The sequence below is a fragment of the Microbacterium sp. P26 genome (genome assembly GCF_023712585.1).
Lineage (GTDB): Bacteria > Actinomycetota > Actinomycetes > Actinomycetales > Microbacteriaceae > Microbacterium > Microbacterium algihabitans_A.
The window spans coordinates 296,270-321,129 of the sequence record NZ_JAMAXZ010000002.1; the positions used below are offsets into that span (position 1 = coordinate 296,270).

Consider the following 24,860-nt stretch of genomic DNA (forward strand, 5'->3'; position numbering starts at 1 on the left):
ACTAGTGAATTGGCCCCCGGCCGACGAGAGTCCGGGTTTCGCACCGCCACGAGCGGTGTCGCTGTTTCGCGCGAACAGAACCCAGGAAGTTTCTCCATGCCCAAGAACAAGAAGCCCGCCGGCGGCCGCGCCGCCAAGAACTTCGAGCCCCGCTACGGCGCCAAGACCTCGTTCCAGGACCGCAAGCGTCGCCCCGGAACCGAAGGCCCCGCCAAGCCCGGCAGCAAGAGCCCCAACCACCGCGGCTACCGCCCCGAGTCGGAGGCCACCCCCGACAAGGGCCGCTGGAACGCCGCCGACCGCGCCGGCCGTACCGAGGCCCGCAACATCCGCACCTCGGCGCGCGACGACCGTCCGGCCCGTTCGTTCGACGATCGCCCCGCGCGTTCGTTCGACCGCAATGACCGTCCGGCGCGTTCGTTCGATCGTGACGAGCGTCCCCGTCGTGACGCCGGTGAGCGTCCCGCGCGTTCGTTCGACCGCAACGAGCGTCCTGCGCGTTCGTTCGACCGCAACGAGCGCCCTGCGCGTTCGTTCGACCGCGACGAGCGTCCCCGTCGCGACGCCGGCGAGCGTCCGGCCCGGTCGTTCGACCGCAACGACCGGCCCGCGCGTTCGTTCGACGAGCGTCCCGCTCGCTCCTTCGACCGCAACGAGCGTCCTGCCCGCTCCTTCGACCGCAACGAGCGTCCGGCTCGTTCGTTTGACCGCAGCGAGCGTCCTGCGCGTTCGTTCGATCGTGACGAGCGTCCCCGTCGCGACGCCGGTGACCGTCCGGCCCGGTCGTTCGACCGCAGCGACCGTCCCGCCCGCTCCTTCGACCGCAACGAGCGTCCCGCGCGTTCGTTCGACCGCGACGAGCGTCCCCGTCGCGACGCCGGCGAGCGTCCCGCGCGTTCGTTCGACCGCAGCGAGCGTCCTGCCCGTTCGTTCGACGACCGTCCGGCCCGCTCCTTCGACCGCACCGAGCGCCCCGCGCGTTCGTTCGATCGTGACGAGCGTCCCCGTCGCGACGCCGGTGAGCGCCCCGCGCGTTCGTTCGACCGCAGCGAGCGTCCTGCCCGTTCGTTCGATGACCGCCCCCGCCGCAACGACGGCCCGAGCCGCAACGACGGCCCGAGCCGCAGCGATTGGAACAACACCCCGAAGCGCTCCGCCGAGCACGAGCAGCGCGTCGACGTCGTGCACGAGCGCCTGCAAGCCGAGGCCGTGGACGCCGCGACCGTGACCGGCGCCGGCTTCGCCGAGCTGGGTCTGGGCGACAACCTCGTTCGCGCCCTTGCCGGTCTCGGTGCGGCGAGCCCCTTCCCGATCCAGGCGGCCACCGTCGCTCCGATCCTCGAGGGACGCGACGTCCTCGCCCGCGGCCGCACCGGCTCGGGCAAGACCATCGCCTTCGGCGCACCGCTGGTCGAGAGCATCCTGCGTTCGCAGGCGGGTCAGCGTCGGGAGTTCGCTCGCGCCCCCAAGGCGATCATCCTCGCCCCCACGCGCGAGCTCGCCCTGCAGATCGACCGCACCGTGCAGGTGCTCGCGCGCAGCGTGGGCCTGTTCACCACCCAGGTCTACGGCGGCGTGCCCCAGGCGCGTCAGGTCGGTGCGCTCAAGAAGGGCGTCGACATCGTCATCGGCACCCCGGGTCGCATCGAAGACCTGCTGAACCAGGGCAAGCTCGACCTCTCGCAGGTGCAGGTCGCCGTCCTCGACGAGGCCGATCACATGTGCGAGCTCGGCTTCCTCGAGCCCGTGCAGCGCATTCTGCGCGCGACCAAGAAGGGCAGCCAGAAGCTGCTGTTCTCGGCCACGCTCGACCGCGAGGTCGCGGCCCTGGTCGACGAGTTCCTCGTCGAGCCGGCCGTCTACGAGGTCGCCGGTGAAGACCAGGACTCCAGCACCATCGAGCACCGCGTTCTCGTCATCGAGCACCGCGACAAGGCGCAGATCCTCGACTCGCTCGTCGACCGCGCCGGCAAGACGCTCGTCTTCGCCCGCACCCGCGCCTATGCCGAGATGCTCGCCGAGCAGTTCGACGACGCCGGGATCTCGGCCGTCGCCCTGCACGGTGACCTCAACCAGCAGAAGCGCACGCGCAACCTCGAGAAGCTCACCTCGGGTCGCGTGAACGTGCTCGTCGCAACCGACGTCGCCGCCCGCGGCATCCACGTCGACGACATCGACCTGGTCATCCAGGCCGACGCCCCCGACGAGTACAAGACGTACCTGCACCGCTCGGGCCGCACCGGTCGCGCCGGTCGCGCCGGCACCGTGGTCACGCTGATCACGCGCCAGCGTCGTCGTCGCATGACCGAGTTGCTCGACCGCGCCGAGATCGAGGCTCCCTTCGAAGAAACCGCGCTCGGCGACGACGTCCTCGAGGAGCTCTCGGGCCGTCAGCTCTCGAACGTCGACGCGTAATCGTCGTCAGGGAGGCCCTCGTCCGCATCGCGCGGACGGGGGCCTTCGTCGTACGCCGGCCATGTCGCGACCTCAGAAGAGCGTGGGCTCGCTCGCCGGCGCGACACGGGGGCGGGCGGATGCCGGGACCCCGGTCGACCTGATGGGTCCGAGGCTGCTCGCCGGCGTCGGCGTGCGTGCCGCGAGGCCGGGCTGCGGGCGTCCGCGCGGGTGGTTGTCTTCGTCCCACCCGTCGAGGCGGTGCATGCGCAGGAGCGGTCGCATGCGCTTGCCGAGCCAGGTGCGGTAGGCCTTCGGGGCGGAGGTCGACACGCCGGGGTACAGCCCCCGGTACGACGACACGAGGTGCGGGTGCTCCCGCTCGAGCCACTCGAAGAACCACTGCTTCGCCCCCGGGCGCAGGTGCAGCGCTCCGTAGACGACGCGCGCCGCACCCGCAGCGCGGACGCGGGCCAGGGCGTGATCGAGGGCGGCGATCGAGTCGGTGAGGTGCGGGATGATCGGCATGAGGAACACCGTCACGCGGAACCCCGCCTCCGTCGCCGCGCGCACCGTGTCGAGGCGCGCCTCGGCGCTGGGGGTGCCCGGCTCGATCGAGTGCTGCAGTGTGTCGTCGAACACCGCGATCGACATCGCCAGCGACACCTTCACCTGTTGCGCCGCCTCAGTGAGCAGCGGAAGGTCGCGTCGGAGCAACGTGCCCTTCGTGAGGATCGAGAACGGCGTGCCGTTGTCGGTCAGGGCGCCGACGATGTCGGGCATGAGGCGGTAGCGCCCCTCGGCACGTTGATACGGATCGGTGTTCGTCCCGAGCATGACGGGCTCGCGGGCCCACGACCCGCGCCGCAGCTCTGTGCGCAGCACGTCGGCGACGTTGACCTTGACCACGATCTGCGAGTCGAAATCGGCGCCGTAATCGAGGTCGAGGTATTCATGCGTTTTTCGAGCAAAGCAGTACGAGCAAGCATGAGTGCATCCGCGATAGGGATTCACCGTCCAGTCGAACGGCATGGCCGAAACCCCGGGAACGCGATTCAATGCGCTCTTGCAGAGGACCTCGTGGAAGGTCATGCCGGCGAACTCCGGCGTCGTGACCGAGCGGACGAGACCGTCCATGCGCTCCATGCCCGGGAGGGCTCCCGAGTCGTCGACGCCGAGTTGTTGACCTTGCCACCGCATACCGATATTCGAACACATGTTCTACATCGTGGCAAGCCCCGGCAGCGGATAATCGCTCCCATGCTCGAATCCCCTCGCGATACTGTGACAGGCGTCGCTGGTTCGTCCGCCGCGACGGGAACGAGGGGCGCATGGAGACCGTGCGACACGTGCGAGGCCACGCGCTGTTGACGGCGGCCGGGCGCCGCCTCGAGCCCCTGCATCCGTCGTGGGTCGAGCGCCATCCCGCAGCCGCAGGGTGGATCTGGCTCGCGGCGATGGCCGTGCTGATCGTCGTCGTCGACCTCACGGACGGCCCGGAGCTGCTGCGGGTGGCGGTGTCGCTGAGCGCCGCACTGCCCTCTCTCGGCTCCACGCTGCTCGTGCTGTCGCAGACGCCTCGTGCGCACCTGGAGTCGGAGCCGTCGATCCTCGGTCATTTCTTCGCGCGCTTCTTCGCCCTGCTCGGGGCGCTCATCCTGTGGATCGGATCCGTCGTACTCGGTGCGGCCGTCGCGGTGCAGCTGACCGAGGATTCCCGCTCGAACACCGAAGCGGCATGGGAGGAGGCGCTCGAGATCTTCGGCGCCGTCGTGCCCTTCATCGTCGCGGTGCTGTGGGCCGTGCTCATCTTCCGCTGCGTCGGGTACATCGCGCGCCTGCGCGGGTGGGCGCCGGTGCCGACGCGGCACCGCATCCCCGAGCAGCTCTTCGCCGAGTCGCCGCGCACCCGGCGGGTGGTGGTCGGGCTCGCGCATCCCGCCCTGCTGCTCGTCGCCGGCACGCTCAGCATCGTCCTCGTGTTCGTCGCGGCGGGTGAAGTCGCCTTCAGCGACGCGCTGTGAGGGCCGCGCGGGCGTCCACCGGGTAAGGCGGGGTCGACCGGTCCGCGGTCCCGGGAGACAATGGGACCAGTCATGTCCCCCGATTCCGAGCTCTCTCCCCGCCGCGCCGCGCGCGCGGAGGCCGAGCGACTCGCGACGGCGGCGCTCTCCGTGCCGGTCGCCCCGGCCCCGGCCGAGACGTCCGCGTCGCCGACGCGCCGGGCCTTGCGCGAGGCCGGACCGAGCGCGGCGCCGCTTCGCCGTCGCTCGTTCGCGCCGGTCGAGGCCTCGCCCTCCTCGTCCGACGGCGGTCGACTCCGTGCCGCGACCGCGTGGTTCTCCGCTCTGCCGACGGCCCGCCGTCGCCGGCTCGCGGTCGTCGCCGGCGCGTTCGCGGTGGTCGTCGCGACCGCGACGGTGGCCGTCGGCCTGGCGATCGGCGCAGGGGCGGATGCCACGGCTTCCACGAGTACCGACGACTCCGCCGTGACCGCGGCGATCGCCGGTCCCCCCGCTGTCCCCTCCGAGGGGCTGCCCGTGCCCGAGGTGTCGGCGGTGGCGGCGACCGCCACCCCGTGCGATGACCCGGCCGTCACGGCGGCGCTCTCGGCCGGAGACGACGGTGCTGCCATCGCCGCGGCGGGCGGAGGCAGCGCGTTCCGTGAGGCCGTGGCATCCGGAATCGCGCCCTGCGTATCGCTCTCCGACCCGAACCGCGAGTGGGTCGTCGTCAACAAGCAGCGCCCGCTCGACCCCGTCGACTACTACCCAGGCGACCTCATCATGCCCGCGAACGTCCGCGCGCTCGAAGACTCCGCGCTGCGCACCCCGGCGGCGAACGCGCTCACCGCGATGGTGAAGGCCGCCTCCGACGCGGGGGCCGGCGAGATCGGCTACCTGAGCGCGTTCCGCTCGTACACGACCCAGCAGTCCACCTACGCCGGCCGCGTGCGCGTCAGCGGCGTGGAGGGTGCCGATCGCGAGAGCGCCCGACCCGGCTACAGCGAGCACCAGTCGGGTCTGGCCGTCGACATCGTGCCCTGCAACGGTTCGTGCCGCACCCTCGACGACGTCGCCGCGTCGGCTCAGGGCGCGTGGGTGCGCGAGCATTCGTGGGAGTTCGGCTTCGTCACGCGGTACGCCGAGGGCCGCGAAGCGGTGAGCGGATACGAGCCCGAGGCGTGGCACCTGCGCTACATCGGTCCCGAGCTCGCACGCGCGTACCACGAGGGCGGCTTCACCACCCTCGAGGAGTTCTTCGGCCTCCCCGCGGCGCCGACCTACTGAGCGATCAGCCCCGCCGCCTCCGTGGCGTGAGCCGCACCGCCGGCAGGGGCGGTGCGGGAATGCGCTCGGGACCGTGGTCGATCACGGTCCCGAAGCGCGGCGCCTGTGCTTCCCACGCCTCGCGGGCCTCGACGATCTCGTCGTGCGAACGACCCACGAAATTCCACCACATGACGATGTCAGCTTCGAACGGCTCCCCGCCCAGCAGGAACACCCGGGCGCCTTCGTCGCTGCGCAGTTCGACATGGTCGCGGCCCCGGCCGAGGTAGAGCAAGCGGGTGTGATCGACGGATGCCGTGGACCCCGACTCAGCAGGAGTGCCGGGTCGTCGCGCGGCGTCGGCGTTCACGGCATCCGCCCCCGTCTCGACCTCGGCGGTGCCCGTCATGCCGTACAAGGCGTACTCCCACTCGGGACGGAGGGGAACGCGGACGGTGGCGCCGGCCGGGAGGCGGAGTTCGGCACCCACGATCGGCGTGTGCACCGTCGCGGGCGAAACGACCTCGCCGAGCGCGCCCATCACCACGACCGCCTCGGCACCCTCGCCCAGGTCGAGCACCGGCAGGTTCTCGTGGCGCTCGAAGGCCGGCTCCCCGTGCCGCCGGGCTTCGGGCAGCGCCACCCAGAGTTGCAGGGCGTCGAGGGGGATCGGGCCCTCACCGACCGAGTACTCGGAGTGAGCGATGCCCGCGCCGCTCGTCATCAGGTTCAGGGCACCGGGGCGCACGACGACGTCGCTGCCCACGGCATCGCGATGCCGCACCTCGCCGATGATCGGCCACGTCACCGTCTGCAGTCCGATGTGCGGGTGCGGCTCGACGCGCATGAGCGTGTCTTGCGGGCCGAAGCGGTCGAGGAAGCACCACGCACCCACCATCGGCAACGCGCGGTGGGGGAGGGTGCGGTGCACTTCCATGCCGCGCACGCCGCCCAGCGGCACCTCCCGTGCCTCGACGATCAACGCGCGGGGGCCGTCGCACTCGATCGGACCCTCGGATGCCGGGGGAGCGACGTCGAGTCGGGTCACGACCGGTCGCCGCCTCCGGCCGCGTCGGCGTCGCCCTGCTCGGGCTGATCGACGGACAGGCCGGGTACGTCGTGCTCGCTCAGGTAGTGCGCGACGAAGGGGCACGACGGGATGATCGTGTCGCCACGGCGGGCGAGGTCGGAGAGCGCTTCGCTCGCGAGGGTCGAGCCCAGGCCTCGACCCTTGAACGCCGGGTCGACTTCGGTGTGGGGCAGCTCGGTGCGGTCGCCGCTGGCGGGGCGGAACTCCATGAAGCCCCCGAGCTCGTCGCCCACATGGATCTCGTAGCGGCTCGCCTCGTCATTGCGGGTCACGGTCAGTTCGTCGGCCATGGAATCTCCTTCGTCGGTGTCCACAGCAACGTAAGCACCCGCCGTGATGTTCCGCCATCCCCGCGGCATCCGGGACGTCGTCGGCTAGAGCAGCAGGGCATTCGGGGAACGGAGGACCTTCCGGTGCGAGTCGCTCCTCCGCTCGCCCTCACCCGACGCGCGAGCGGTGCCTCCGCACGGCGGCGCGGTTGGCGCAGCGCACCGAGCAGTAGCGCTGACGGCCGTTGCGGGTGACGTCGACGACGACGTTCGTGCACGGTTCGGCGGCGCAGCGGCCGAGGCGGTTCATGCCGCGCGTGACGAGGTGAAGGGAGGTGCCCACCGAGATGACGGCGGCGAGCACGCGGGGGAGCGCCTCGTCGCTGTCCCGGTAGTGCAGGTGCCATCCCTCGCCGTCGTGGTCGGTGAGGCGCGGGTAGGCGGTGACCGCGGCCATCTGCCCGTTCAGCAGTGCGGCGCGCGCGGCCGGGTCGGTCTCGTCGACCACGCGGAGCCACTCGTCGATGACCGCGCGGGTGTGTTCGTGATCTGCGGATGCCGCGGGGAAGGTCATCGTCATCCCCATCTCGCGCGTGCGCTGCTCGATGCCGGCGCGATCGGCGGGCCAGTCGTTCGCGAGCGATGCGGCCAACAGGACCGCGTACTCCCCGTAAGGGTTGAGATGCATAACGGCATTACATCACGCTGGGGTCATGACCGCCTCAGACCTGCTCGCCCTCGCCGTCTCGGCATCCGCCCCTCACGAACACGGCTGGGCCACCGAGTCGGCGCACTCGACCAGCCAGGGTCGGGTTAGGTACGTCCGCTGCTCCGCGTGCGGGGCGCGCCGCGTCGACCTCGAGGCCGCGAGCGTCGTCGTTCCCCTCGCGGTGTCGCGGATCTCGCCCCCTGCCGGCGAGGTCGGAGGCCACCCTGCACGGTAGCGTCGAGTCAGACCGTCGACGGAGGACGCATGGATGCTCTGAGCCTGATCGCCGTGACCGCGGGAGCGGTGCTGGTGCTGGCCCTCGTGCTGCACGTCTGGTACGCCATCGGCCTGTCACGCGTGTTCGCGGGCCGCGGGGGCGAGCCCTGGCGGGCGTGGATTCCGCTGCTGAACGAGGCCGAGATCTTCCGCCTCGGCCGGCAGGACCCGGTGCGGGCCGTACTCCTGCTGGTCCCGGGCGTCAACGTCTATGGGCTCGTGCTCAAGGCGCGCGCGGCGCACCGTCTCGGCGAGCCCAGCGGGCGCGGGGCGGGCACGACGGCCCTCGCGCTGGTGTTCCCTCCCGCGTGGGCGGGGGTGCTCGCTGCCGGGGGAAAGACTCCGGATGCCGTGGATCACGCGACCGATGACGACGCGGAGGTCGTGACCATGGCCGAGGGCGAGCCCGCGCCGATCAGTGCCGTGCCGGGGGCGGAGGAGTCGGGCGCTGCGGTTTCGACGGCGGCCCCTTCCGCGGCGTCCTCTGCCACTCCCTCTTCAGCTTCCTCCGCGACGACGGATCCGCCTCCGCCCGCGGCCGCCGCCGGAGGGCGTCGCGCGCGGTCGGTCGCGCAGGAGACGCCGAGCGTTCTGGTGCTGCCGGGGCCCGTCGTCATCGGCGAGGTGCCCGCGGAGGAGACGACCGTCGCGCCGCGCGGTGCCGCGTCGCTCGCCGACGGACCGGTCGCCGAGGTTCCGGCCGCCGTGCCCGCCGTCGAGGTCCCGCGATCCGCGCCCTCCGTCGAGGTGGCGAGCTCTGCGCCCGACGTGGAGGTGCCCGCCGTCGCTGCCGGTGCCGAGACACCGGTCACCGTGGCCGCCGACGCCGGCGCGCCCGCCGTCGCTGACGGCGCCGAGACAGCGGTCGCCGCGACCGCCGCCGCTGACGCGCCCGCCGCCGAGCGCGCGGAGCTCGGCCGGGTCGCCGAGACGACCGATTCCACGGCGCAGCGCCCCGACGAGCAGTCGTCGGCCGCCGCCTCGCCCATCGAGGAGATGACGCAGACGGCACGCCCGCGGTCGCGCCGCCGCGGGGAGTGGAGCCTGCGCCTGCCCGGTGGAGACCTCGTCGCCCTCGAGAGCCGCACCGTCGTGCTGGGCCGCCGCCCGTCCGCAGACGACGAGGGCGTGCAGTACGTCACGGTGACCGACGACACGCGCACCATGTCGAAGCGTCACGCCCGCCTTGACTGGACGGTCACGGGCTGGACGATCACCGACCTCGAGTCGACCAACGGAGTGACCCTGGCGCACGACGACGGTCGCGTCGAGAAGCTGCCGGCCGGAGGCACGGCGATCGTCCCGAACCGCTTTCGACTCGGCGACGCGCAGGTGGAGCTGCGCCCCGAGGCGACGGTCTGACCTCGCCGGGCGTTCCTACTCCGCGGAATCGGGACCGTACAGGCCACGACCCGTCGGCGCCGGGCGCCGCGGTGCGGTCTCTTCGCGACGGCGGCTGACGTAGACGGCCAGTGCGCCGATGGCGCCGAGCGCCACCAGCCCCGCGACGCCGATGCCGGTCATGGTCGAGATGGCCGCGGCATCCGGACCCGGCCCGACGACCACGGCCACGGGAGCCGGCGTTCCGGTCGGCGAGGCCGTGGGCGAGGCGCCGGGGAACGGGCTGTTCGGCCCGCGTAGCCCCGAGCCGGGGACCAGCACGATCGCGTCGTAGGGCTGCACGAAGCCCCACCCGGTGATGTTCGAGCGATCGTCGGGCTGCGGCCGCACGGCGGTCGCCTCGAGGCGGTACGCCCACTGGGCGGGGGTCTCGTCGGGGTGGGCCGCCGCGACGAGAGCAGCAGCACCCGCCACATACGCTGCGGCGTAGCTCGTCGCGGGTTGCTCCTTCGACACCACGCAGTCGCCGCCCAACGGCCAGGCCGAGGCGATGGCCTGACCCGGGGCGGACAGTCTTACGTGCGTGCCGCGGATGCTGTCGCTGGTGACGGCGCTCTCGAGGTTGGTGGCCGAGACGCCGATCGCGCCCGAGAACCCGGCCGGGTAGCGGACGCCGTCGGCATCGCTCTGCTCGACCGCCGCCGTCGAATCGCGATTGCCCGCGCTCGCGATGACGAGGCTGCCGCGCGACTTCGCGTAGGCGACGGCGTCGGCCAGGGCGCCGTTCTTCTCGGTCGTGCTCATCGAGACGTTGATGACCTGCGCGCCGCGGTCGGCGGCGATGCGGATGCCCTCGGCCATGCGGGCGGTGTTCGGGCCGATCCCGGCATCGATCTGCGACTTCTCGTCGCCCGCGTAGACGCGGATGGGCAGGATCTTCGCCTCGGGGGCGAGTCCCTGCACCCCGGAGCCCGAGATCACCTGCGCGGCGATCTGGCCCGCGATGACGGTGCCGTGGCCGTAGGTGTCGGTTCGACCGTTCGCGTCGGTGCCGTCGGGCACGAGGTTCACCCCGGGCACGACGTTGTCGTCGAGGTGCGGATTCTTCGCCACGCCCGAGTCGACCACCGCGACGGTGACGCCCGCTCCGCGAGTGAGCGCCCAGGCCGCGTCGCTCTGCAGTTGGGCGAGCGCCAGCGGGGTCTGGGTCACGCGCGTCGACGCATCGCACTGCTCCTGCGTGGCCGACACGATCCCGGATGCCGGGCCGAGGCCCTGCGCAGCGACCGGGGCGCCGACTCCGGCGTGCGCCGCGGCGGGCACTCCCGCGAGCACAATGCCGGTCGCGAGCGCGATCGCGCCGACGCGTCGGATGCCCGCGATCACTTCGTCTCCGGCGTGGTCTGCGCGGCGCCCTCCGTCAGCGACGGGCCGGTCGCGAGCAGGGCCGTCCACCCGTCGGCCACGGCGCCGACATCGTCGGTGCTGTACCCGAGGCGGGAGATGACCTCTTCACTCGCGCCGGGGAGCGGGTAGGCCGTGCCGGTGGCATCCACCAGGGTGAGCACGCTCGAGTTCTGATCGCCGCGCCCGCCGGCCCGCACGAGGGCGCCGTGGCTGGGCTCGACCTGCACCCCGGCGGTCACCGCCGTCGACGTCGGCTGCGTGGCCAGGGCCGTGACGGCTTGACCCTCGCCGCCCTCGAGCACGGCGCACGGGCGCTGGCCCGCGGCGACGGTGTCGAAGGCGGTCTCGGGCCAGTCCTGACCGAGGTCTTGCGTCGCGGTCGGGAGGTTGCGGGTCTCGTCGATCGAGACCTCGGTGACGTTCGTACCGAGGTTGCTGCCGCTTCCGAGCTGGTACAACTGCCAGGCGAGAGGTGTCAGGCGCACGAGCACCCCGCCGGTCTGCACCAGATAGCGCTCGTCGTCGGGGGTGCCCGACTGGCGGATCACCTCGCCGACCTTGAGCGAGGTACCCGGTACGCCCTGGCCGAAGTTCTTCAGGGTGATCGGCGTCAACGGCTTGCCCGCGGTGAACAGGTCGAGCCAGGCGGCCGAGACCGGCACCGGGTTCAGTGACGAGATGCCGGCGGCGCGCAACACGGCATCCGGGTCTTCGTTCGACACCGCGAAGCTGCGCTCGCCCTGCACCACGTGCAGAAGGCCGTCGACGGAGACCACGACGGCCTTGCCCGGGGCGGGAGTCGGAGCCCCGGCCGTGCTCACGCGGACGTCGACGGCGGCGTCGTCGGTGACGCACGCGCTCCAGCCCGAGTTGATGAGGCCCGATGCGGGGGGCAGTTCGTCGGGGGCGCCCGTGATGCCGAGCGTGTTTCCGACGGGCGTGCCGGCGAGCGTCGCCTGGTCGGTGGAGATGACGCCGAAGTTGTCGGCGGGCAGCAGCAGTCGGGCGCTGGCGGTGTTGATCACCGGGTGGAGCACGCCGTCGACGGTGACGAAGCGCGCTCCGGTGTCGGACACCAGCACGAGCTTGCCGTTCTCCCAGCCGGTCGGAAGACCCGGGCGGATGAGGCCGTAGAACACGCCCACCAGCACGACGATCACGGTGAGGGCGATCGCGGCGATCACCGCCCGCAGGGGAGAGGTCGGCTGCAGTTCCTTACCGCCGGGGGCGCCGCTGACGAACGCGGTGAGCAGACGCCGGCGCGAGAAGTTCTGCGCCTCGATCAGATCGCCCTTGGTGGCCATCGGGTCAGGCCAGCCCGGACGAGATGACCGACAGCGGCAGGAGCGAGGCGAGCACCAGCAGCTCGACGGTGTCGGCGACGCGGATGAGGCGCAGGCGCGTCTTGGGCGCCAGCAGCGTCACGGTCACCACGCTGACGGTCGCGACGGCGAGCACGATCAGGATGCCGACGCGCAGACCCGGCTGCGACAGCGACGCCACGACGCCGGCCACCACGAGGCCGAGCACGCCGGTGGCCATCACCGTGAGCACGCCCGAGCGGGCGTAGGTCTGCCGCGAGGGGAACATCATGCCGGCGAAGGCGAGAGCGCACAGGATCGCGCCCGTGGCGTTCTGCGCGGCCACGAGCGGAGTGGCGACCAGCACGGCCGCAGCGAGGGCGAGACGCAGGGCGATGAGGATGCGCTTGCCCTGGGCGACGCGAGCGGCGATGTCGTCGGCGTCGATCGGCTCGGGATCGGCGAACATCTCCACGTCGCTCTGGGGCGAGAACACGCGCAGCCGCGTCGTGCCCATCGCGAGCCAGGGGAGGGCGCCCGCGAGCGTGCCGACGACACCGATCATGAGCGTCCACACCATGGCGGGGGGGAAGAAGGCGGCGAGGGTGCCCGCGACGCCGATCGCGCCGCCCGCGACGAGGGGAGCGAGCTGGAGCTCGGCGCGCTCCCGCGTCAGGGCGAGAGAGACGCCGGCGATGACGAACGCACCGCCGCCGGCTGCGGCCATCGGCCATCCCCACATGTCGATCGCTGCGGGGATCGCGAGGTAGCCCGCGACGGCGCCGAAGACGGCCGCTGCCATACCGAGACCCTGGCCCGCTTCGCGCTGCCCGAGACGTGCGACCACGGCGGAGACGACGAGGAGCACGATGGCACCTCCGCCGGCGACGAGGGCGCCGAAGGGCAGGGTGCGTCCGGCGGCCAGGAGCAGCACCGCGCAGACGCCGAGAAGAGCGAGGCTCACGGCCAGGGCGGTGCGAGCGTTGTCGCGCGTCGTCCACGGCCGGTTCTGCTGCGCCGTGGCGTCGAGCACCGCTTCGACGATGTCGTCGTAGACCCGCGGCTGGGCGACGAGGCCGCCGCGTACCAGCGTCAGCACCTCGCCGTCGACGATGCCCTGGGCCGAGGCCCCGAGCGAGGGATCGACGGTCGTTCCGTCCGCACGGTGCAGGGCGTAGCCCGCCGAGGTCATCGACGGATCGAGCACACCGAGTGAGCGCGCGAAGCCGGGGAGGAACTCGATGACCGGCACCTGGGCCGGTACGGCGATGTCGAGACGTCGCCCCTCGCTCTGCACCGACAGACGCAGCAACGCACGCGTCGCATTCATGACGTCAGCCATCTGCGGCCCCTTCTTTCCGGACCGAAGCCCCCCTGCGGTCAGACCCCGAAAGCCTATCGGGGCGGTGCGTCACGCCCCGTCGAACCGCGCCGCGGAGGCGCGGTCGGCGCTGACGTAGTCATCGGCGATGGAGTCCGTGGCGTTCGCGATGCGCTGCAGCACGTCGCGCATCTGCTCGAGAGTCGCACTCCACTGCTGCTGGGCGTTGTTGTAGGCGACCTGGGCCATGCCCTCCCACTGGCCGCGCAGTCGCGAGACCTCGGCGTCGAGTCCGCCCAGGGTCGCATCGATGCGGGCCGACTCGGCGCGCAGGCGACCCGCCGCTGAATGGAGTGCTTCGGGGGTGACGCGAAGGTCGCTCATCATTGGCCTCCCAGCATCGAGCCGAGTCCGTGGATGGTGGTGCGGTGCTGCTCCTCCACCGCTTCCTGGTCTTGCGCGGTCGAGCGGAGCGCGGCGCTGAGCGTCACGAGCGTGCTGTTCAAGCGGTCGGCGCTGGCCGTCCACTCGTTGACCAGCGCGCTGTACGACGAGGCGGCGTCGCCGACCCAATTGCCGGCGAGCTCGTCGAGCTCGGCGAGCACGCGCCGGACGCTGTCGTTGACGTCGGCGTGCGCGCCCGACACCGCTTCGGCGCCGCGGACGAGCGCGCCTTCTCCGGCGGAGATGCGGTCAGACATCGTGGTTCTCCTCTTTCGTGGAGTCGATCAGGCAGGGACGTGTTCGGCGAGCGGTCACTCGTCGCGACCGCCGGCCTGGGCGTTCTCCGACCGGGGGGCGATCTCTTCGTCGTCTTCCATGCGAGGAGCGATCGGGCCTCCGAGGCCGCGCGCGGCCTCGTCCTTGCGGTCGGAACGCGATCCGGGGCCGCCCATGCCGCCGACGCCGCGCGAGCCCGAGGCCGCTCCGCGGCCGCCGCCGGCTGCCGAGCCGCCTCCGACGCCGCGAGCCCCGCCCTTTGCGGATCCGCCTGTTGCCGAGCCGCCTCCGACGCCGACGCCGCGGGCCCCGCCCTTGACGGATCCGCCGGCAGCGCCCGTGCCTCCGGCACCGCCCGCACCGCCGAGTCCGCTCGCGCCGCCGCGCACACCGGCGCCGCGGGCCGCGGTCGAACCGGGCGTGCCGCCGCCGGCGGCGAGGCCGCCGACGCCACGGGCTCCGAGACCAGCGCTACCGGGGGTCTTGCCGAGCAGGCCTCCCGAGCGGGCGCCGCCACCGGCCTTGGCCGAGCCTCCGGCCCCGCCCGCACCGCCGCCGAACAGGCTGCCGCCGGCACCGGCCCCACCACCACCGACGCGGCCGAGCGCCAGCGCGCCACCGCCGCCGGCGACGAGGCCCGCACCGAGGCCCGAGCCGATACCCGCACCGGGCCCGCCGGGCGTACCGGCGACGAGACCTCCGCCGGGCATCGGAGAGATGCCGCCGGGCAGCGTCGGGCTTCCGATCACCGGACCGTCGGGCGTCGGGTCGGGCGGAACGTTGCCGATGTCGATGGGCGCCGGGCCGCCGGGAACCGGGGTGGGCGCGGGGAACGGGCCGTACTCACCGGGTCCGGGGCCCGTCGGGACCTCGCCGCCGTCATTACCGCCGCCGCCGATCTCGCCGCCGCCGCCGATGTTGCCACCGCCGACGTTGCCGCCGCCGTTCGGGCCGCCGCCACCGGGGGTCATGTCCCACTCGGGGTATGACTGGAAGCTGCGCCCTCCGGTGGAGCCGGTACCGCCGTCGGCGGGGTAAACCGGCGGGGGTGGGGGAGGCGGCGGGGTAGGACCGAATTGGTCCTTCCCGAAGCTCGGAGGCCTGTCGATCTGCACGGCATCGAGCTGATCGGAGTGCTTCTCGACGGCATCTTTCGCGGCGGCCTCGCGCTGCGAGGCCATGTAGTCGTTGATGGCGCGACCGGCTCCCTCTCCGGCGAGGAACGCGACCGGACCGAAGATGATCGAGGCTCCGGCGGCTGCCCCGCGGACCATGGCCTGCTGCCCGGGGTCCATCTGGCCTTGGGGAAGGGACGCCGCGGAATCACGCGCGTGCTGGCGCACCTCGTTCGCCTGGTCGAGCCGACTGGGAACGTGCTCCCGGAGGTAGGCGAGTTGGTCGTCGATCTCCTTGGACGTCAGCGTGAACTTGGCTCGTGCCGCATCGCCCGCCGCGCCCGCGAGGCCGGGGTCTCCCGCGGCGGTGTCGAGGACCTGCTTGAGCGACTCGAGCGCCCCGGCCAATTCCCAACGTGTGGGAAGGTCCCAGGGCACGCCGCCCTCGGCGAGATTCTGCAGACGTTGTTCCCAGATACCTGTCACGATCTGTTCCCCTTTCCGGCCTTGCGGCGCTGGGCGAAGACGATGAGCACGATGATGACCACGGCTACCACGATGAGGACCCCGACACCGATCGCGGCCCACATCACCAGCGCTCCGAGATCGGAGCCAGTCGAAGAGGGCTCGGCGTCGGCGTACTGGTCGATGCTGCGCGGTTGCTCGTCGGGGGAGAAACCTCCGGCGGCGACAGCGCGGTCGATCTGCTCCGTGGTGGGGTAGCCCGCCGGTTTGTTCATGAGCGGTGTCTGGTCCGGATAGCCGGTGGGATCGACGCTGAGCATCGAGGGCAACCACGCGGCACCGTAGCCGTATCCGTCCTCGGTGCGCGTCGGATCGTGCTGGGTTCCGTTGGTGGTCGCGATCATCGCTTGGACCAGTTGATTTCCGGTGGCCTCGGGCCACTTCTGCGCCGCGAGGGCGAGCATCCCGCCGACGACCGGGGCCGAGAACGATGATCCGGTCGTGACCCCGCTCGAGTCCCAGTCGCCGAAGATTCCCACGGTCGGCAGGTCGACCCCGGCCGCCACGACGTCGGCGTGCGCGACACCGAAGGGCGACCCGTCGTCGCCGGGTTGCAGGTCGCCCGAGCTGTCGATGGCGGAGACGGCCACGACACCGTTCATCGTGCTGAGGTTGTTCGATTCGTATGACGTGGAGTCCGCGTTGGGCGTGGCCACGAGCACGATCGCGCCTTTCGCGACCGCATACGCAATGGCAGGGGCATCGCTCGGGGAGGCCGTCATGGCCACGGAGGTGGTGATGATTCTCGCACCGTCATCAACGGCGGTCTTGACGGCGAAGGCGAAATCGCGGAGGCCGGCTTCGGGGCTCTCGCAGTATTCCGTCTTCTCCGTCGCGGACCCGTACCCATAGAAGGTCACGGCCGCATCGGGCGCGATTCCGCGAATCCCGCTCGGGCCGGCTCCGTTGCCGATGATCATCGCTGTGATCGTGCTGCCGTGGATGGAGGAGTCGTTGGCGGAGTCGGTCGCGGACGCGGCACCGTTATCGCACGGCTGAGCCTCGCTCACGGTGAGGTTGCGGCCTTCGAACACCGGGAGGCTCGGATCGATCTGCCCGTCGATGACGGCGACCTTCACCCCGGCGCCGGTGATGCCCGCGTCGTGCGCGGCCTGCACCTGGTAGGCGTCGTACCACCAGTCGTATTCGCCGCCGGCGGCGGCGTTCGCGGCCTGTGTGGAACCGCCGCTCGCCAGGGCCCCGGCGATCAGCAAGGCTCCGAGCGTGCGTCCGACGTGAACTCGGTGACGCGTCACCGGGGTGCACCGGGGAGGACGGACTGCACGCCAGCTCTGCCCCCGGCCGACGAGGGGTCGGCTCCCGCTTCCGGCTCCGACGCCGATTCGACGAGCGACAGGGCGTTCTGCGACATCAGCGAGCCGGACGTGTCGGTCTCCTGCAACGCCCGCGCCGCCTGCGAGAGGGCGTCGGCGTTGTGCGACACAGTCGCACGCAGGTTCTCCACCTCAGCACTGAGAGTCAGCGCCTGCTCGCGGAGAAGAGTGGTGAAGCGCGCCGCGGCGGGCTCGGTGCCGTTGCCGTCGACGATCTCGATGGCTCCCGAGGAGGGGAGCTCCTCGGGCACCTGGGTCAGTTGCAGCACGCGCTGCAGCGCCAGCTCGAGATTGAGGAAGATCGACTCGGCCATGGGGATCACTCGTTTCTCTGTGATCGGAATGTATGGAGGGCGGCAGCGTGCCGCGCACGGGCGTGAGCCCGGGAGCCGGCGGCCACCGCGGCGGCCACCGGCTCCGGAGGGGGTCAGGCGAAGCGGCCTGCGGCCGACTTGTCGGTCGAGGTGTAGCCCTGGGCGATCTCGTCGGTCTTGCCGGCGATCTGCTGGAGCAGCTCGTTCAGGCGGGTGATGGACTGCGTCCACTGGGCCTGCGCCTGGTCGTAGGCGGTCTGCGCGTCACCGTCCCACGAGGAGCGGAGAGCGTTGACCTGCGACTCGAGCTCGTCGAGACGGGTGCGGATGCCGGAGGCACCGTTGCGGATCTGACCGGAGAGGGCGATGACCTGCTCGGGACGAACGGACATGGACTGCATGAGAGTTCCTTCTTTCGTGTCGAGCGGGGTCAGCCGAGCAGCGAGCCCAGGTTGCCGATGGTCTGCTGGTGCGACTCTTCCGAAGCCGCCTGGTCGCGCTCGGTGCCGCGCAGAGCGTCTTCGAGCGTGACGAGCACGTTGTTGAGCTTCGTCGTCTCTTCGTTCCAGCGCGCCATGAGCTGCGTGTACGAACCGGCCGCTGCGCCGGTCCAGAAACCGGCAACCTGGTCGAGCTCGGAACGGACCTTGCGGACCTGCTCGTCGATGCCGCCCTTGGCGGTGTTGACGGCTTCGGCTCCGCGTCGTAGCGCACCCTCCTGGGCCGCGATGAGATCTGCCACGTGTGTCTCCTCGATGTTCCTCCGGGCGAACCCGGGCGTTGCGGATCATGTCTGCACACGCGGGATTCGGCCCCGCGCGCGGGATCGATGAAGAACCGGAGCCCCCCACCGGGTCACGACCATATGTAAAGCGGTGCCGGGATACAAGCCGCTTGCGCTTATTCGCAGATGACAAAACTCTCATCTTTATCCCCGGTGGTGGGAGGAAAGACCGGAGCATGCCCGCGGGGTGGATACGCTGGTGCGGTTGCGACGGCCCTGGGGCCGGTGGCGCGAGAACGAGGGGGACCGTTGAGCGCGGAAGTGATGCAGGGGCGACGTGTCGCGCTCATCGACGGCGCTGCGCGTTTCGACCTGGTCGTCCCGCTCCACGCTCGCATCGACGACGTGCTGCGGGCCGCCGGGTCCGCTTCCGACGGGTCGGTGCACGTCGTCGGCGTCTCGGGGCGCGAGATCGACCGCTCGACCGAGATGGCCACCCTCGACGACGGAGTCGTGCTCGTGCTGGTCGACCCGCGCGCCGCCGTCGCGCAGGCGACAGGGCGATCCTCGCGACCGGTCGCGTCGTCGCGCGCCACGGCGGCCTGGTGGGTCATGGCGGCCGCCGGCGGCATCCTGGCCCTCGTCCGCCTCATCGGTGCCGACGCCCTCCCGCCCGACGTGCGCGCGGTCGTCGCCGCCGCGGCTCTGCTGGCGGCGCTCGCCGCGGCAACCGTCTTCGCCCTCCGCGCCTCCGCTCGCACCGCGACGCTCGCTCCGGTCGTGGGTCTCCTCGCCCTCGCCTTCGGCGGCGGTGTCGCGGTCGTGCCCGACCAGCTCGCTTCGACCGAGCTGGTCGCCGTGTTCACAGGGCTCCTCGCGGGCGCCGTCGTCACGGGCGTCGTGGGAGTGCTCGGCGCGACCGACACCCTGCGCGCGCAGGGGCGCACCGCCACGATCATCGCGGCCATCCTCGCCGCCGTGTGGGGGCTCTCCCTCCTGCTGCACCTCGACCCCTCGGCGCCGGCGGCGATCACCCTCGGCCTCGTCCCCGTCGCGCAGCGGGTGCTCCAGGCCAGCCTGGTCGACGTCGAACCCGGCACCTTCATCGACTATGGCCGCTTCCAGAGCACCCGCTGGACGGTGCGTCAGAACCTGCCCGAAGAGGTGCGCACGATCGAGGCCGACGACGCCGACGCCCTGGTCGAACGCTCGACCGCGCGGTTGACGATCGGCGTCGTCATGCTCGTGGCGGCCGGCGCCGCCAGCGCGTTCACGGCTCTACCGACCTTCGCCGTCGACAACCCCGTCGTGATGGCCGGGCGCATCGCCCTGGCATCCACCGTTGTCCTGGCTCTTCTGCTCAGTTCTCGCAAGAGCACGGTGCCGTTCCTGCGCTGGGTGGCCCGCGTGGGGGCGGCCGTCATCGTCGCGGCGGTGCTCGCGGCCCTCGTGCCGACGATTCCGTCGGGGCTCCTCGTGGTCGTGGCGGGGCTCCTGCTGGTGGTGGGCCTCGGCGCCGCGCTGCTGGTGGTCCCGGTGGGGCGCGGATTGCGTTCGCTCGGGTGGTCGCGCACGGGCGACGTCTTCGAGGCGCTGGCGACGGCGTTCTCTCTTCCGGCGGGCATGTTGGCCGCCGGAGCGGTGGAGATCGCGCGTGCGATGATGGCGACATGACGCAGACGCCGCCGTTCGGCGCGCCCGCGACGGTGGGGGTGCGACTGGGTGCCTTCAGCGTCGATGCGGCCCTGGTGGTCATCGCCTCGGGCGTGGCATTCCTCCTCGGCTCCCCGGTCCTCGGTACCGCCGTGGCCGCTGAAGCCCTCCTGGGCCTGTGGATCTTGCAGGCGCGACGCGGCCTGACGCCGGGCGCCCTGCTGTTCGGCCTGCGCGCCGCGCGCGTCGGCGAGCCTCTCGTCCCGGGCGCCGGGCGGGCGTTCGTCCGCGGCTCGCTCGTCGTGCTCGGCGGTCTCGTGCTGGTGGCGGGTGCCTGGGTCGTGGTGGCCTCCGCCGCGTTCGACAAGAGCGGGCGACGACGGTCGTGGGCCGATCGTGCGGCCGGAACGGTGCTGCTGTCGGTGCCCAAGGGCAAGACGACGGATGCCGACGACGTCCGCGAACTGTCCGAGCCCACGGTGCACGCTCGCCCCTCCACCTCGCGCGAACCGCTGCGGGTCGACGCCGCCGTCGTCGACCTCCCCGAGGCCCCCGCGTGGGAGACGCCCCTCGTCGCGATCGACGCTCCCGCCGCCGCCGGTGAGCGGGCCCCGGTCATCGCCCCCGGTCCCGTCGCGGTGACCCCCGAGCCCGCGGCATCCGCCCCGCGCACCGAGCACGCGCAGCTGCTCATCGTGTTCGACACCGGCCAGCGCGAGCAGCTCGATCTTCCCGCGGCCGTCAACTTCGGACGTGCGCCCGTCTCGAACGAGCCCGGCGACCTGCTCATCGTGGTCGACGATCCCGACCGGCTGATCTCGAAGACCCACCTGCGGCTCGAGCACGACGGCGAGAACGCCTGGGTCATCGACGCCGGGTCGACCAACGGCTCCGAGATCATCGCCGACGACGGCACGGTGCACGCCCTACGTCCCGGCGCCCGCACGCTGCTCGAAGACGGCGCGCGCGTTCGTCTGAGCGAACGAGTCTTCACCCTGAGTCGCCTGATCGGAGGTCCGGTGTGAGCACGGGTCCGCGCATCGCCCCGCCGTCGCAGCCCAACGGACGCATCGTCCTGCAGCCGCCGCCCGAGCTCGTGCCGAACGAGGGCGGCAGCGGCATCCTGACATCCCTCCTGCCGATGCTCGGCAGTGTCGGCGCGATCGTCATGGTGACGATCTCGAACAGCGGCCCCACCGGCTTCCTCATCGGCGGCATGTTCCTGCTGTCGTCGCTCGGCTTCGTCGCGGTCAACGGCTGGCGCCAGCGCGCGCAGCGCAACGCCGAGGTGCTCGGCAACCGCCGCGAGTACCTCGCGTACCTCGCGGACCTTCGCGAGACGGTGCGCGTCGCCGCGCGCAAGCAGCGTCGTCACGGCGGGTGGATCATGCCCGCCCCCGCGGCCCTGCCCTTCATCGCCGAGGAGCGCTCGCGGGTGTGGGAGCGCCAGCCGGGCGACGAGACGTTCCTGCTCGCGCGCATCGGCGTCACCGATCAGCCCCTGAGCCTGACCCTCGAGGCGCCGGAGCTTCCGCCGCTTGCCCAGCTCGACCCGGTGGCGGCCTCTGCCGCGCACCGCTTCATGCTCACGCACGAGATCCAGCGCGATCTGCCGCTGGGCTTCCCGCTCGCCGACTACGCGCGGGTCGAGCTCGTCGGCTCCGACGAAGAGGCCGTGCGCAGCCTCGCCCGCTCGCTCGTGGCGTCGGCCGCGACCCTGCACGATCCCGAAGACGTCATCGTCGCGGTGCTGGCCGGTCCCGGGCAGACCGCCGCGTGGGACTGGGTGAAGTGGCTGCCGCACGCGATGTCGTCGCGGGTGCAGGACCGCCTCGGGCCGGCGCGCATGATCGCGGCATCCGTCGACGAGCTCGTCGACATGCTCCCCGCGCAGCTCGCCTCGCGCCCGCGGTTCGCCCCCGGCGCCGGAGTGACCCCGCACGTCCTTCTCATCGTCGACGGCGTCGAGATCACGGGCCACGAGCAACTCGCGGGGCTCGAAGGGGCGCAGGGCGTGACGGTCGTCGACCTCCCCGTCCGGTGGGACGAACTCGACGATCCGCTCAGCGCGCGCGTCGCTCTGGCCGACACCCCCGCTCCGGTGCGGGTGCGCCGTGGTGACGAGAAGGCTCCGACCGCGACCGCGGAGTTCATCGACGGTGCGGGCCGCGCGCAGACCTTCGTTCCGGATGCCATGACCGTGGCCGAAGCAGAGGCCACCGCCCGGCGGCTCATGCCGCTGCGCCCCGCCCCGATGGTCGTCGTCGATGCGCCGACGACGCAGGGGCAGCTCGAGCTGACCGAGCTGCTCGGCCTTCCCGACGTGCGTTCGGTCGACTTCGACCGCGCCTGGGCTCCCCGCCTCGAGCGCGATCGCCTGCGCGTGCCGATCGGGCAGGAGCCCTCGGGAGCGCCGCTCGTGCTCGATCTGAAGGAGTCGGCGTCGCAGGGCATGGGACCGCACGGCGTGATGGTCGGCGCGACCGGCTCGGGCAAGTCCGAGGTGCTGCGCACGCTCGTGCTCGCTCTGGCGATGACGCACTCGCCCGAGCAGCTGAACTTCGTGCTCGTCGACTTCAAGGGTGGCGCGACGTTCGCCGGCATGGCCGAGATGCCCCACGTGTCGGCGGTCATCACCAACCTCGGCAGCGAGCTCGCGCTCGTCGACCGCTTCCAGGACGCTTTGCAGGGTGAGGTCGTGCGCCGCCAGGAGCTGCTGCGCGCCTCGGGCAACTTCGCCAACGTCGGAGAGTACGAGGCCGCCCGCCGCGGCGGCCGCACCGATCTCGCCCCGCTCCCGGCCCTGCTCATCGTCGTCGACGAGTTCTCCGAGCTGCTGACCGCGAAGCCCGAGTTCGTCGACAGCTTCCTCAACATCGGCCGCGTCGGCCGCTCGCTGCACGTGCACCTGCTCCTCGCGTCGCAGCGACTCGAAGAGGGCAAGCTCCGCGGCCTCGACACGTACCTGTCGTACCGCATCGGTCTGCGCACCTTCTCGGCATCCGAGTCCCGGACGATCATCGGCACCCCCGATGCCTATACGCTCCCGCAGGAGCCGGGCGTCGGCTTCCTCAAGAGCGACACCGAGAACCTCGTGCAGTTCCGTGCGGCGTACGTGTCGGGGCGTCCCAAGGGCGTCGCCGGCGTCGCGGTCGACGAGTTCGGCGGCACGTCTTCGGGTCCGGCGCGCGTGGAGGTCTTCACCGCGCTCGCGCAGCCCGACGACGACCCGTCGGATGAGACTCCGGATGCCGCGCCCGCGGCCATCGCGGCACCGGTGGCCGAGAGGCGCTCGACGTTCCAGATCGCCGTCGACCGCATGAAGGATCGCGGACCCGAGGCCCACCAGGTGTGGCTTCCGCCGCTGGCCGAGCCGTCGCCGCTCGACGCCCTCATGCCCGACCTCGCCGAAGACCCGACCCTCGGGCTCGTCTCGAAGCGGTGGCGCGAGGCCGGAGCGCTCACGGTGCCGATCGGCGTCGTCGACATCCCGCTCGAGCAGCGCCGCGACAACCTCACCGTCTCGCTCGGCGGGGCAGCCGGTCACGTCGCCATCGTGGGCTCGCCGCTCAGCGGCAAGTCGACGCTCGCCCGCACGCTCGTCTCGGCCCTCGCGCTGACGGGCACCCCGCAGGAGTTCCAATTCTTCGTGCTCGACTTCGGCGGTGGAGGGTTCACCGCCATGCAGCAGCACCCGCACGTCGCGGGCGTCGCCACGCGCACCGAACCCGAGGCCGTGCGACGCGCCGTCGCCGAGGTCGAGGCCGTGCTCGACGCGCGCGAACAGTACTTCCGGCGCAACGCCGTCGACTCGATGGACACCTACCGTTCGCGGCGGCGCGAGGGCCGACTCGACGACGGCTTCGGCGATGTCTTCCTCGTCGTCGACGGTTGGTCGACGCTGCGCTCGGAGTTCGAGCCGCTCGAGGTGCGCGTGCAGACCATCGCCGCGCGAGGACTCAGCTTCGGCGTGCACGTCGTCGTCACGGCCAACCGGTGGCTCGAGATCCGCGCGAACCTCAAGGACCTCATCCAGACGCGCGTCGAACTCCGCCTCGGCGATCCGACCGACTCCGACGTCGACCGCAAGCAGGCCGCGAACGTCCCGGTCGGCCAGCCGGGACGCGGACTCAGCCCGACCAAGCTGCAGATGCTCACGTCGGTGCCGCGCATCGACGGCTCGGACGATGCCGCGACCATCGCCGACGGCGTGTCCGACATGATCGCCAAGGTCGCCGCCGCCTGGCACGGCGAACCCGGTCCGAAGCTGCGACTGCTGCCGGAGGACATCTCGCTCGACGAGGTGCGCGCGCTCACCGAACCCGGCGACGGTCGGCTGCTGCTGGGCATCGAAGAGGCCCAGCTCTCGCCGTTCGGCATCGACCCCAAGGTCGAACCGCACCTGTTCGTCTACGGCGACTCGGGGATGGGCAAGTCGTCGTTCCTGCGGGCGACGGCCGCCGAGATCCAGCGCCTGTACACGCCGGCCGAGGCGAAGATCTTCGTCGTCGACTACCGCCGCGCGCTGCTGGGCGAGATCCCCGACGACTACCTCGGGGCCTACCTGACCTCGCACGACCTGGCCACCGGCGGCATGAACGACCTCGCGCAGTACTTCTCCACGCGCATTCCCGGACCCGACGTGACGCCCGCGCAGTTGCGCGAGCGCAGCTGGTGGAAGGGAGCCGAGGGCTTCATCCTGGTCGACGACTACGACCTCGTCGCCACCAGCCAGGGCAACCCGCTCGCGGTGCTCCAGCCCCTGCTCGCCCAGGCGGGCGACCTCGGCCTGCACGTCATCCTGACGCGACGTTCGGGCGGCGCCAGCCGTGCGGCGTACGACCCGATCATCCAGCGCTTCACCGACTTGGGCGTCACCGGCATCCTGCTGGGCGGCAACCCCGAAGAGGGAGCTCTCATCGGCCGCGTCAAGCCGGAGCGCGCGGCCCCGGGTCGCGCGCAGATCGTCAGCCGCGAGCACGGACTCGTGGCCGCGCAGCTGGCGTTCTCACCGCCCGCGCACTGAGCGACGTTCTCTCCTGAGCCGCCGCGGCATCCACGACGGATGCCGCGGCGGTCTCCATTCCGCCCGCCCGCG

The 24,860-nt window shown here is 71.9% G+C and carries 22 protein-coding genes; 8 read left to right on the plus strand and 14 right to left on the minus strand.

The window, feature by feature from the left end; all coding sequences use genetic code 11:
- Nucleotides 1–96: 96 nt before the first annotated feature.
- Complete coding sequence (locus tag M3667_RS05050) at nucleotides 97–2,415, plus strand: DEAD/DEAH box helicase (RefSeq protein WP_251505821.1); 2,319 nt, start codon at nucleotides 97–99, stop codon at nucleotides 2,413–2,415.
- Between the two features lie 72 nt (nucleotides 2,416–2,487).
- On the opposite strand, the gene M3667_RS05055 is transcribed toward M3667_RS05050, so the two are convergent.
- Entirely contained in the window at nucleotides 2,488–3,594 is a 1,107-nt protein-coding gene (locus tag M3667_RS05055) for an Rv2578c family radical SAM protein (RefSeq protein WP_251505824.1), read from the minus strand.
- Between the two features lie 131 nt (nucleotides 3,595–3,725).
- Here M3667_RS05055 and M3667_RS05060 point away from each other — a divergent pair, with 131 nt between their 5' ends.
- Nucleotides 3,726–4,418: a hypothetical protein gene (locus tag M3667_RS05060; protein WP_251505826.1), complete on the plus strand. Its 693-nt coding sequence runs from the start codon at nucleotides 3,726–3,728 to the stop codon at nucleotides 4,416–4,418.
- Between the two features lie 72 nt (nucleotides 4,419–4,490).
- Nucleotides 4,491–5,684, plus strand: coding sequence for a M15 family metallopeptidase (locus tag M3667_RS05065; RefSeq protein WP_251505829.1), 1,194 nt, complete (start codon nucleotides 4,491–4,493; stop codon nucleotides 5,682–5,684).
- 4 nt (nucleotides 5,685–5,688) lie between these two features.
- Here the strand turns inward: M3667_RS05065 and M3667_RS05070 are convergent, their stop codons facing one another.
- From M3667_RS05070 to M3667_RS05080, 3 genes are all read right to left on the minus strand, one after another.
- Entirely contained in the window at nucleotides 5,689–6,711 is a 1,023-nt protein-coding gene (locus tag M3667_RS05070; RefSeq protein ID WP_251505831.1) for a pirin family protein, read from the minus strand.
- Nucleotides 6,708–7,043, minus strand: coding sequence for a GNAT family N-acetyltransferase (locus tag M3667_RS05075; protein WP_251505834.1), 336 nt, complete (start codon nucleotides 7,041–7,043; stop codon nucleotides 6,708–6,710). Before M3667_RS05075 ends, M3667_RS05070 begins: the two co-directional genes overlap by 4 nt.
- A gap of 148 nt (nucleotides 7,044–7,191) precedes the next feature.
- On the minus strand, nucleotides 7,192–7,710 hold the full coding sequence (locus M3667_RS05080) for a CGNR zinc finger domain-containing protein (RefSeq protein WP_251505839.1): 519 nt from the start codon (nucleotides 7,708–7,710) through the stop codon (nucleotides 7,192–7,194).
- A gap of 25 nt (nucleotides 7,711–7,735) precedes the next feature.
- Here M3667_RS05080 and M3667_RS05085 point away from each other — a divergent pair, with 25 nt between their 5' ends.
- The gene (locus M3667_RS05085; RefSeq protein WP_251505842.1) at nucleotides 7,736–7,966 is read left to right on the plus strand and encodes a hypothetical protein; all 231 of its coding nucleotides are present in this window, start codon (nucleotides 7,736–7,738) and stop codon (nucleotides 7,964–7,966) included.
- A gap of 29 nt (nucleotides 7,967–7,995) precedes the next feature.
- Entirely contained in the window at nucleotides 7,996–9,369 is a 1,374-nt protein-coding gene (locus M3667_RS05090) for an FHA domain-containing protein (RefSeq protein WP_251505845.1), read from the plus strand.
- Between the two features lie 15 nt (nucleotides 9,370–9,384).
- Here M3667_RS05090 and M3667_RS05095 read toward each other — a convergent pair whose 3' ends face one another.
- The 10 genes from M3667_RS05095 to M3667_RS05140 form a co-directional block, all read right to left on the minus strand.
- Nucleotides 9,385–10,734, minus strand: coding sequence for a S8 family serine peptidase (locus M3667_RS05095; protein WP_251505848.1), 1,350 nt, complete (start codon nucleotides 10,732–10,734; stop codon nucleotides 9,385–9,387).
- A complete protein-coding gene (eccB, locus tag M3667_RS05100) occupies nucleotides 10,731–12,059 on the minus strand; it encodes a type VII secretion protein EccB (protein WP_251505850.1) in 1,329 nt (442 codons plus the stop codon). The genes M3667_RS05095 and eccB overlap by 4 nt, the downstream gene beginning before the upstream one ends.
- A 4-nt stretch (nucleotides 12,060–12,063) precedes the next feature.
- On the minus strand, nucleotides 12,064–13,398 hold the full coding sequence (gene eccD, locus M3667_RS05105; protein ID WP_251505852.1) for a type VII secretion integral membrane protein EccD: 1,335 nt from the start codon (nucleotides 13,396–13,398) through the stop codon (nucleotides 12,064–12,066).
- 69 nt (nucleotides 13,399–13,467) lie between these two features.
- Entirely contained in the window at nucleotides 13,468–13,761 is a 294-nt protein-coding gene (locus M3667_RS05110; protein WP_144830152.1) for a WXG100 family type VII secretion target, read from the minus strand.
- Nucleotides 13,761–14,078, minus strand: a complete 318-nt coding sequence (locus M3667_RS05115; protein WP_251505855.1) for a WXG100 family type VII secretion target — start codon at nucleotides 14,076–14,078, stop codon at nucleotides 13,761–13,763. The genes M3667_RS05110 and M3667_RS05115 overlap by 1 nt, the downstream gene beginning before the upstream one ends.
- 54 nt (nucleotides 14,079–14,132) lie before the next feature.
- A complete protein-coding gene (locus M3667_RS05120) occupies nucleotides 14,133–15,698 on the minus strand; it encodes a hypothetical protein (protein WP_251505857.1) in 1,566 nt (521 codons plus the stop codon).
- On the minus strand, nucleotides 15,695–16,951 hold the full coding sequence (locus tag M3667_RS05125) for a S8 family serine peptidase (RefSeq protein ID WP_251505859.1): 1,257 nt from the start codon (nucleotides 16,949–16,951) through the stop codon (nucleotides 15,695–15,697). Before M3667_RS05125 ends, M3667_RS05120 begins: the two co-directional genes overlap by 4 nt.
- A gap of 38 nt (nucleotides 16,952–16,989) precedes the next feature.
- Nucleotides 16,990–17,385 carry a hypothetical protein gene (locus M3667_RS05130; RefSeq protein WP_251505860.1) on the minus strand — a complete coding sequence of 132 codons (396 nt, stop codon included), beginning with the start codon at nucleotides 17,383–17,385 and terminating at the stop codon, nucleotides 16,990–16,992.
- Between the two features lie 113 nt (nucleotides 17,386–17,498).
- Nucleotides 17,499–17,786, minus strand: a complete 288-nt coding sequence (locus tag M3667_RS05135) for a WXG100 family type VII secretion target (protein ID WP_230704084.1) — start codon at nucleotides 17,784–17,786, stop codon at nucleotides 17,499–17,501.
- Between the two features lie 29 nt (nucleotides 17,787–17,815).
- Entirely contained in the window at nucleotides 17,816–18,127 is a 312-nt protein-coding gene (locus tag M3667_RS05140) for a WXG100 family type VII secretion target (protein ID WP_144830137.1), read from the minus strand.
- A gap of 291 nt (nucleotides 18,128–18,418) precedes the next feature.
- On the opposite strand from M3667_RS05140, the gene M3667_RS05145 reads away from it, so the two are divergent.
- Genes M3667_RS05145 through eccCa form a run of 3 tightly spaced genes read left to right on the plus strand, consistent with a single transcriptional unit; the run spans nucleotide 18,419 to nucleotide 24,788 of the window.
- Nucleotides 18,419–19,783 carry a hypothetical protein gene (locus M3667_RS05145; RefSeq protein WP_251505863.1) on the plus strand — a complete coding sequence of 455 codons (1,365 nt, stop codon included), beginning with the start codon at nucleotides 18,419–18,421 and terminating at the stop codon, nucleotides 19,781–19,783.
- Complete coding sequence (locus M3667_RS05150; protein WP_251505866.1) at nucleotides 19,780–20,787, plus strand: RDD family protein; 1,008 nt, start codon at nucleotides 19,780–19,782, stop codon at nucleotides 20,785–20,787. The genes M3667_RS05145 and M3667_RS05150 overlap by 4 nt, the downstream gene beginning before the upstream one ends.
- The gene (gene eccCa / locus M3667_RS05155) at nucleotides 20,784–24,788 is read left to right on the plus strand and encodes a type VII secretion protein EccCa (protein ID WP_251505869.1); all 4,005 of its coding nucleotides are present in this window, start codon (nucleotides 20,784–20,786) and stop codon (nucleotides 24,786–24,788) included. Before M3667_RS05150 ends, eccCa begins: the two co-directional genes overlap by 4 nt.
- Nucleotides 24,789–24,860: the final 72 nt, after the last annotated feature.

Excerpts from the sequence above, each read along its gene's own strand:
- M3667_RS05050 (WP_251505821.1), top strand. The coding sequence starts at position 97 with ATGCCCAAGAACAAGAAGCCCGCCGGCGGCCGCGCCGCCAAGAACTTC.
- M3667_RS05055 (WP_251505824.1), bottom strand. The coding sequence starts at position 3,594 with ATGCGGTGGCAAGGTCAACAACTCGGCGTCGACGACTCGGGAGCCCTC.
- M3667_RS05060 (WP_251505826.1), top strand. The coding sequence starts at position 3,726 with ATGGAGACCGTGCGACACGTGCGAGGCCACGCGCTGTTGACGGCGGCC.
- M3667_RS05065 (WP_251505829.1), top strand. The coding sequence starts at position 4,491 with ATGTCCCCCGATTCCGAGCTCTCTCCCCGCCGCGCCGCGCGCGCGGAG.
- M3667_RS05075 (WP_251505834.1), bottom strand. The coding sequence starts at position 7,043 with ATGGCCGACGAACTGACCGTGACCCGCAATGACGAGGCGAGCCGCTAC.
- M3667_RS05080 (WP_251505839.1), bottom strand. The coding sequence starts at position 7,710 with ATGCATCTCAACCCTTACGGGGAGTACGCGGTCCTGTTGGCCGCATCG.
- M3667_RS05085 (WP_251505842.1), top strand. The coding sequence starts at position 7,736 with ATGACCGCCTCAGACCTGCTCGCCCTCGCCGTCTCGGCATCCGCCCCT.
- M3667_RS05090 (WP_251505845.1), top strand. The coding sequence starts at position 7,996 with ATGGATGCTCTGAGCCTGATCGCCGTGACCGCGGGAGCGGTGCTGGTG.
- eccB (WP_251505850.1), bottom strand. The coding sequence starts at position 12,059 with ATGGCCACCAAGGGCGATCTGATCGAGGCGCAGAACTTCTCGCGCCGG.
- eccD (WP_251505852.1), bottom strand. The coding sequence starts at position 13,398 with ATGGCTGACGTCATGAATGCGACGCGTGCGTTGCTGCGTCTGTCGGTG.
- M3667_RS05110 (WP_144830152.1), bottom strand. The coding sequence starts at position 13,761 with ATGAGCGACCTTCGCGTCACCCCCGAAGCACTCCATTCAGCGGCGGGT.
- M3667_RS05115 (WP_251505855.1), bottom strand. The coding sequence starts at position 14,078 with ATGTCTGACCGCATCTCCGCCGGAGAAGGCGCGCTCGTCCGCGGCGCC.
- M3667_RS05130 (WP_251505860.1), bottom strand. The coding sequence starts at position 17,385 with ATGGCCGAGTCGATCTTCCTCAATCTCGAGCTGGCGCTGCAGCGCGTG.
- M3667_RS05135 (WP_230704084.1), bottom strand. The coding sequence starts at position 17,786 with ATGCAGTCCATGTCCGTTCGTCCCGAGCAGGTCATCGCCCTCTCCGGT.
- M3667_RS05150 (WP_251505866.1), top strand. The coding sequence starts at position 19,780 with ATGACGCAGACGCCGCCGTTCGGCGCGCCCGCGACGGTGGGGGTGCGA.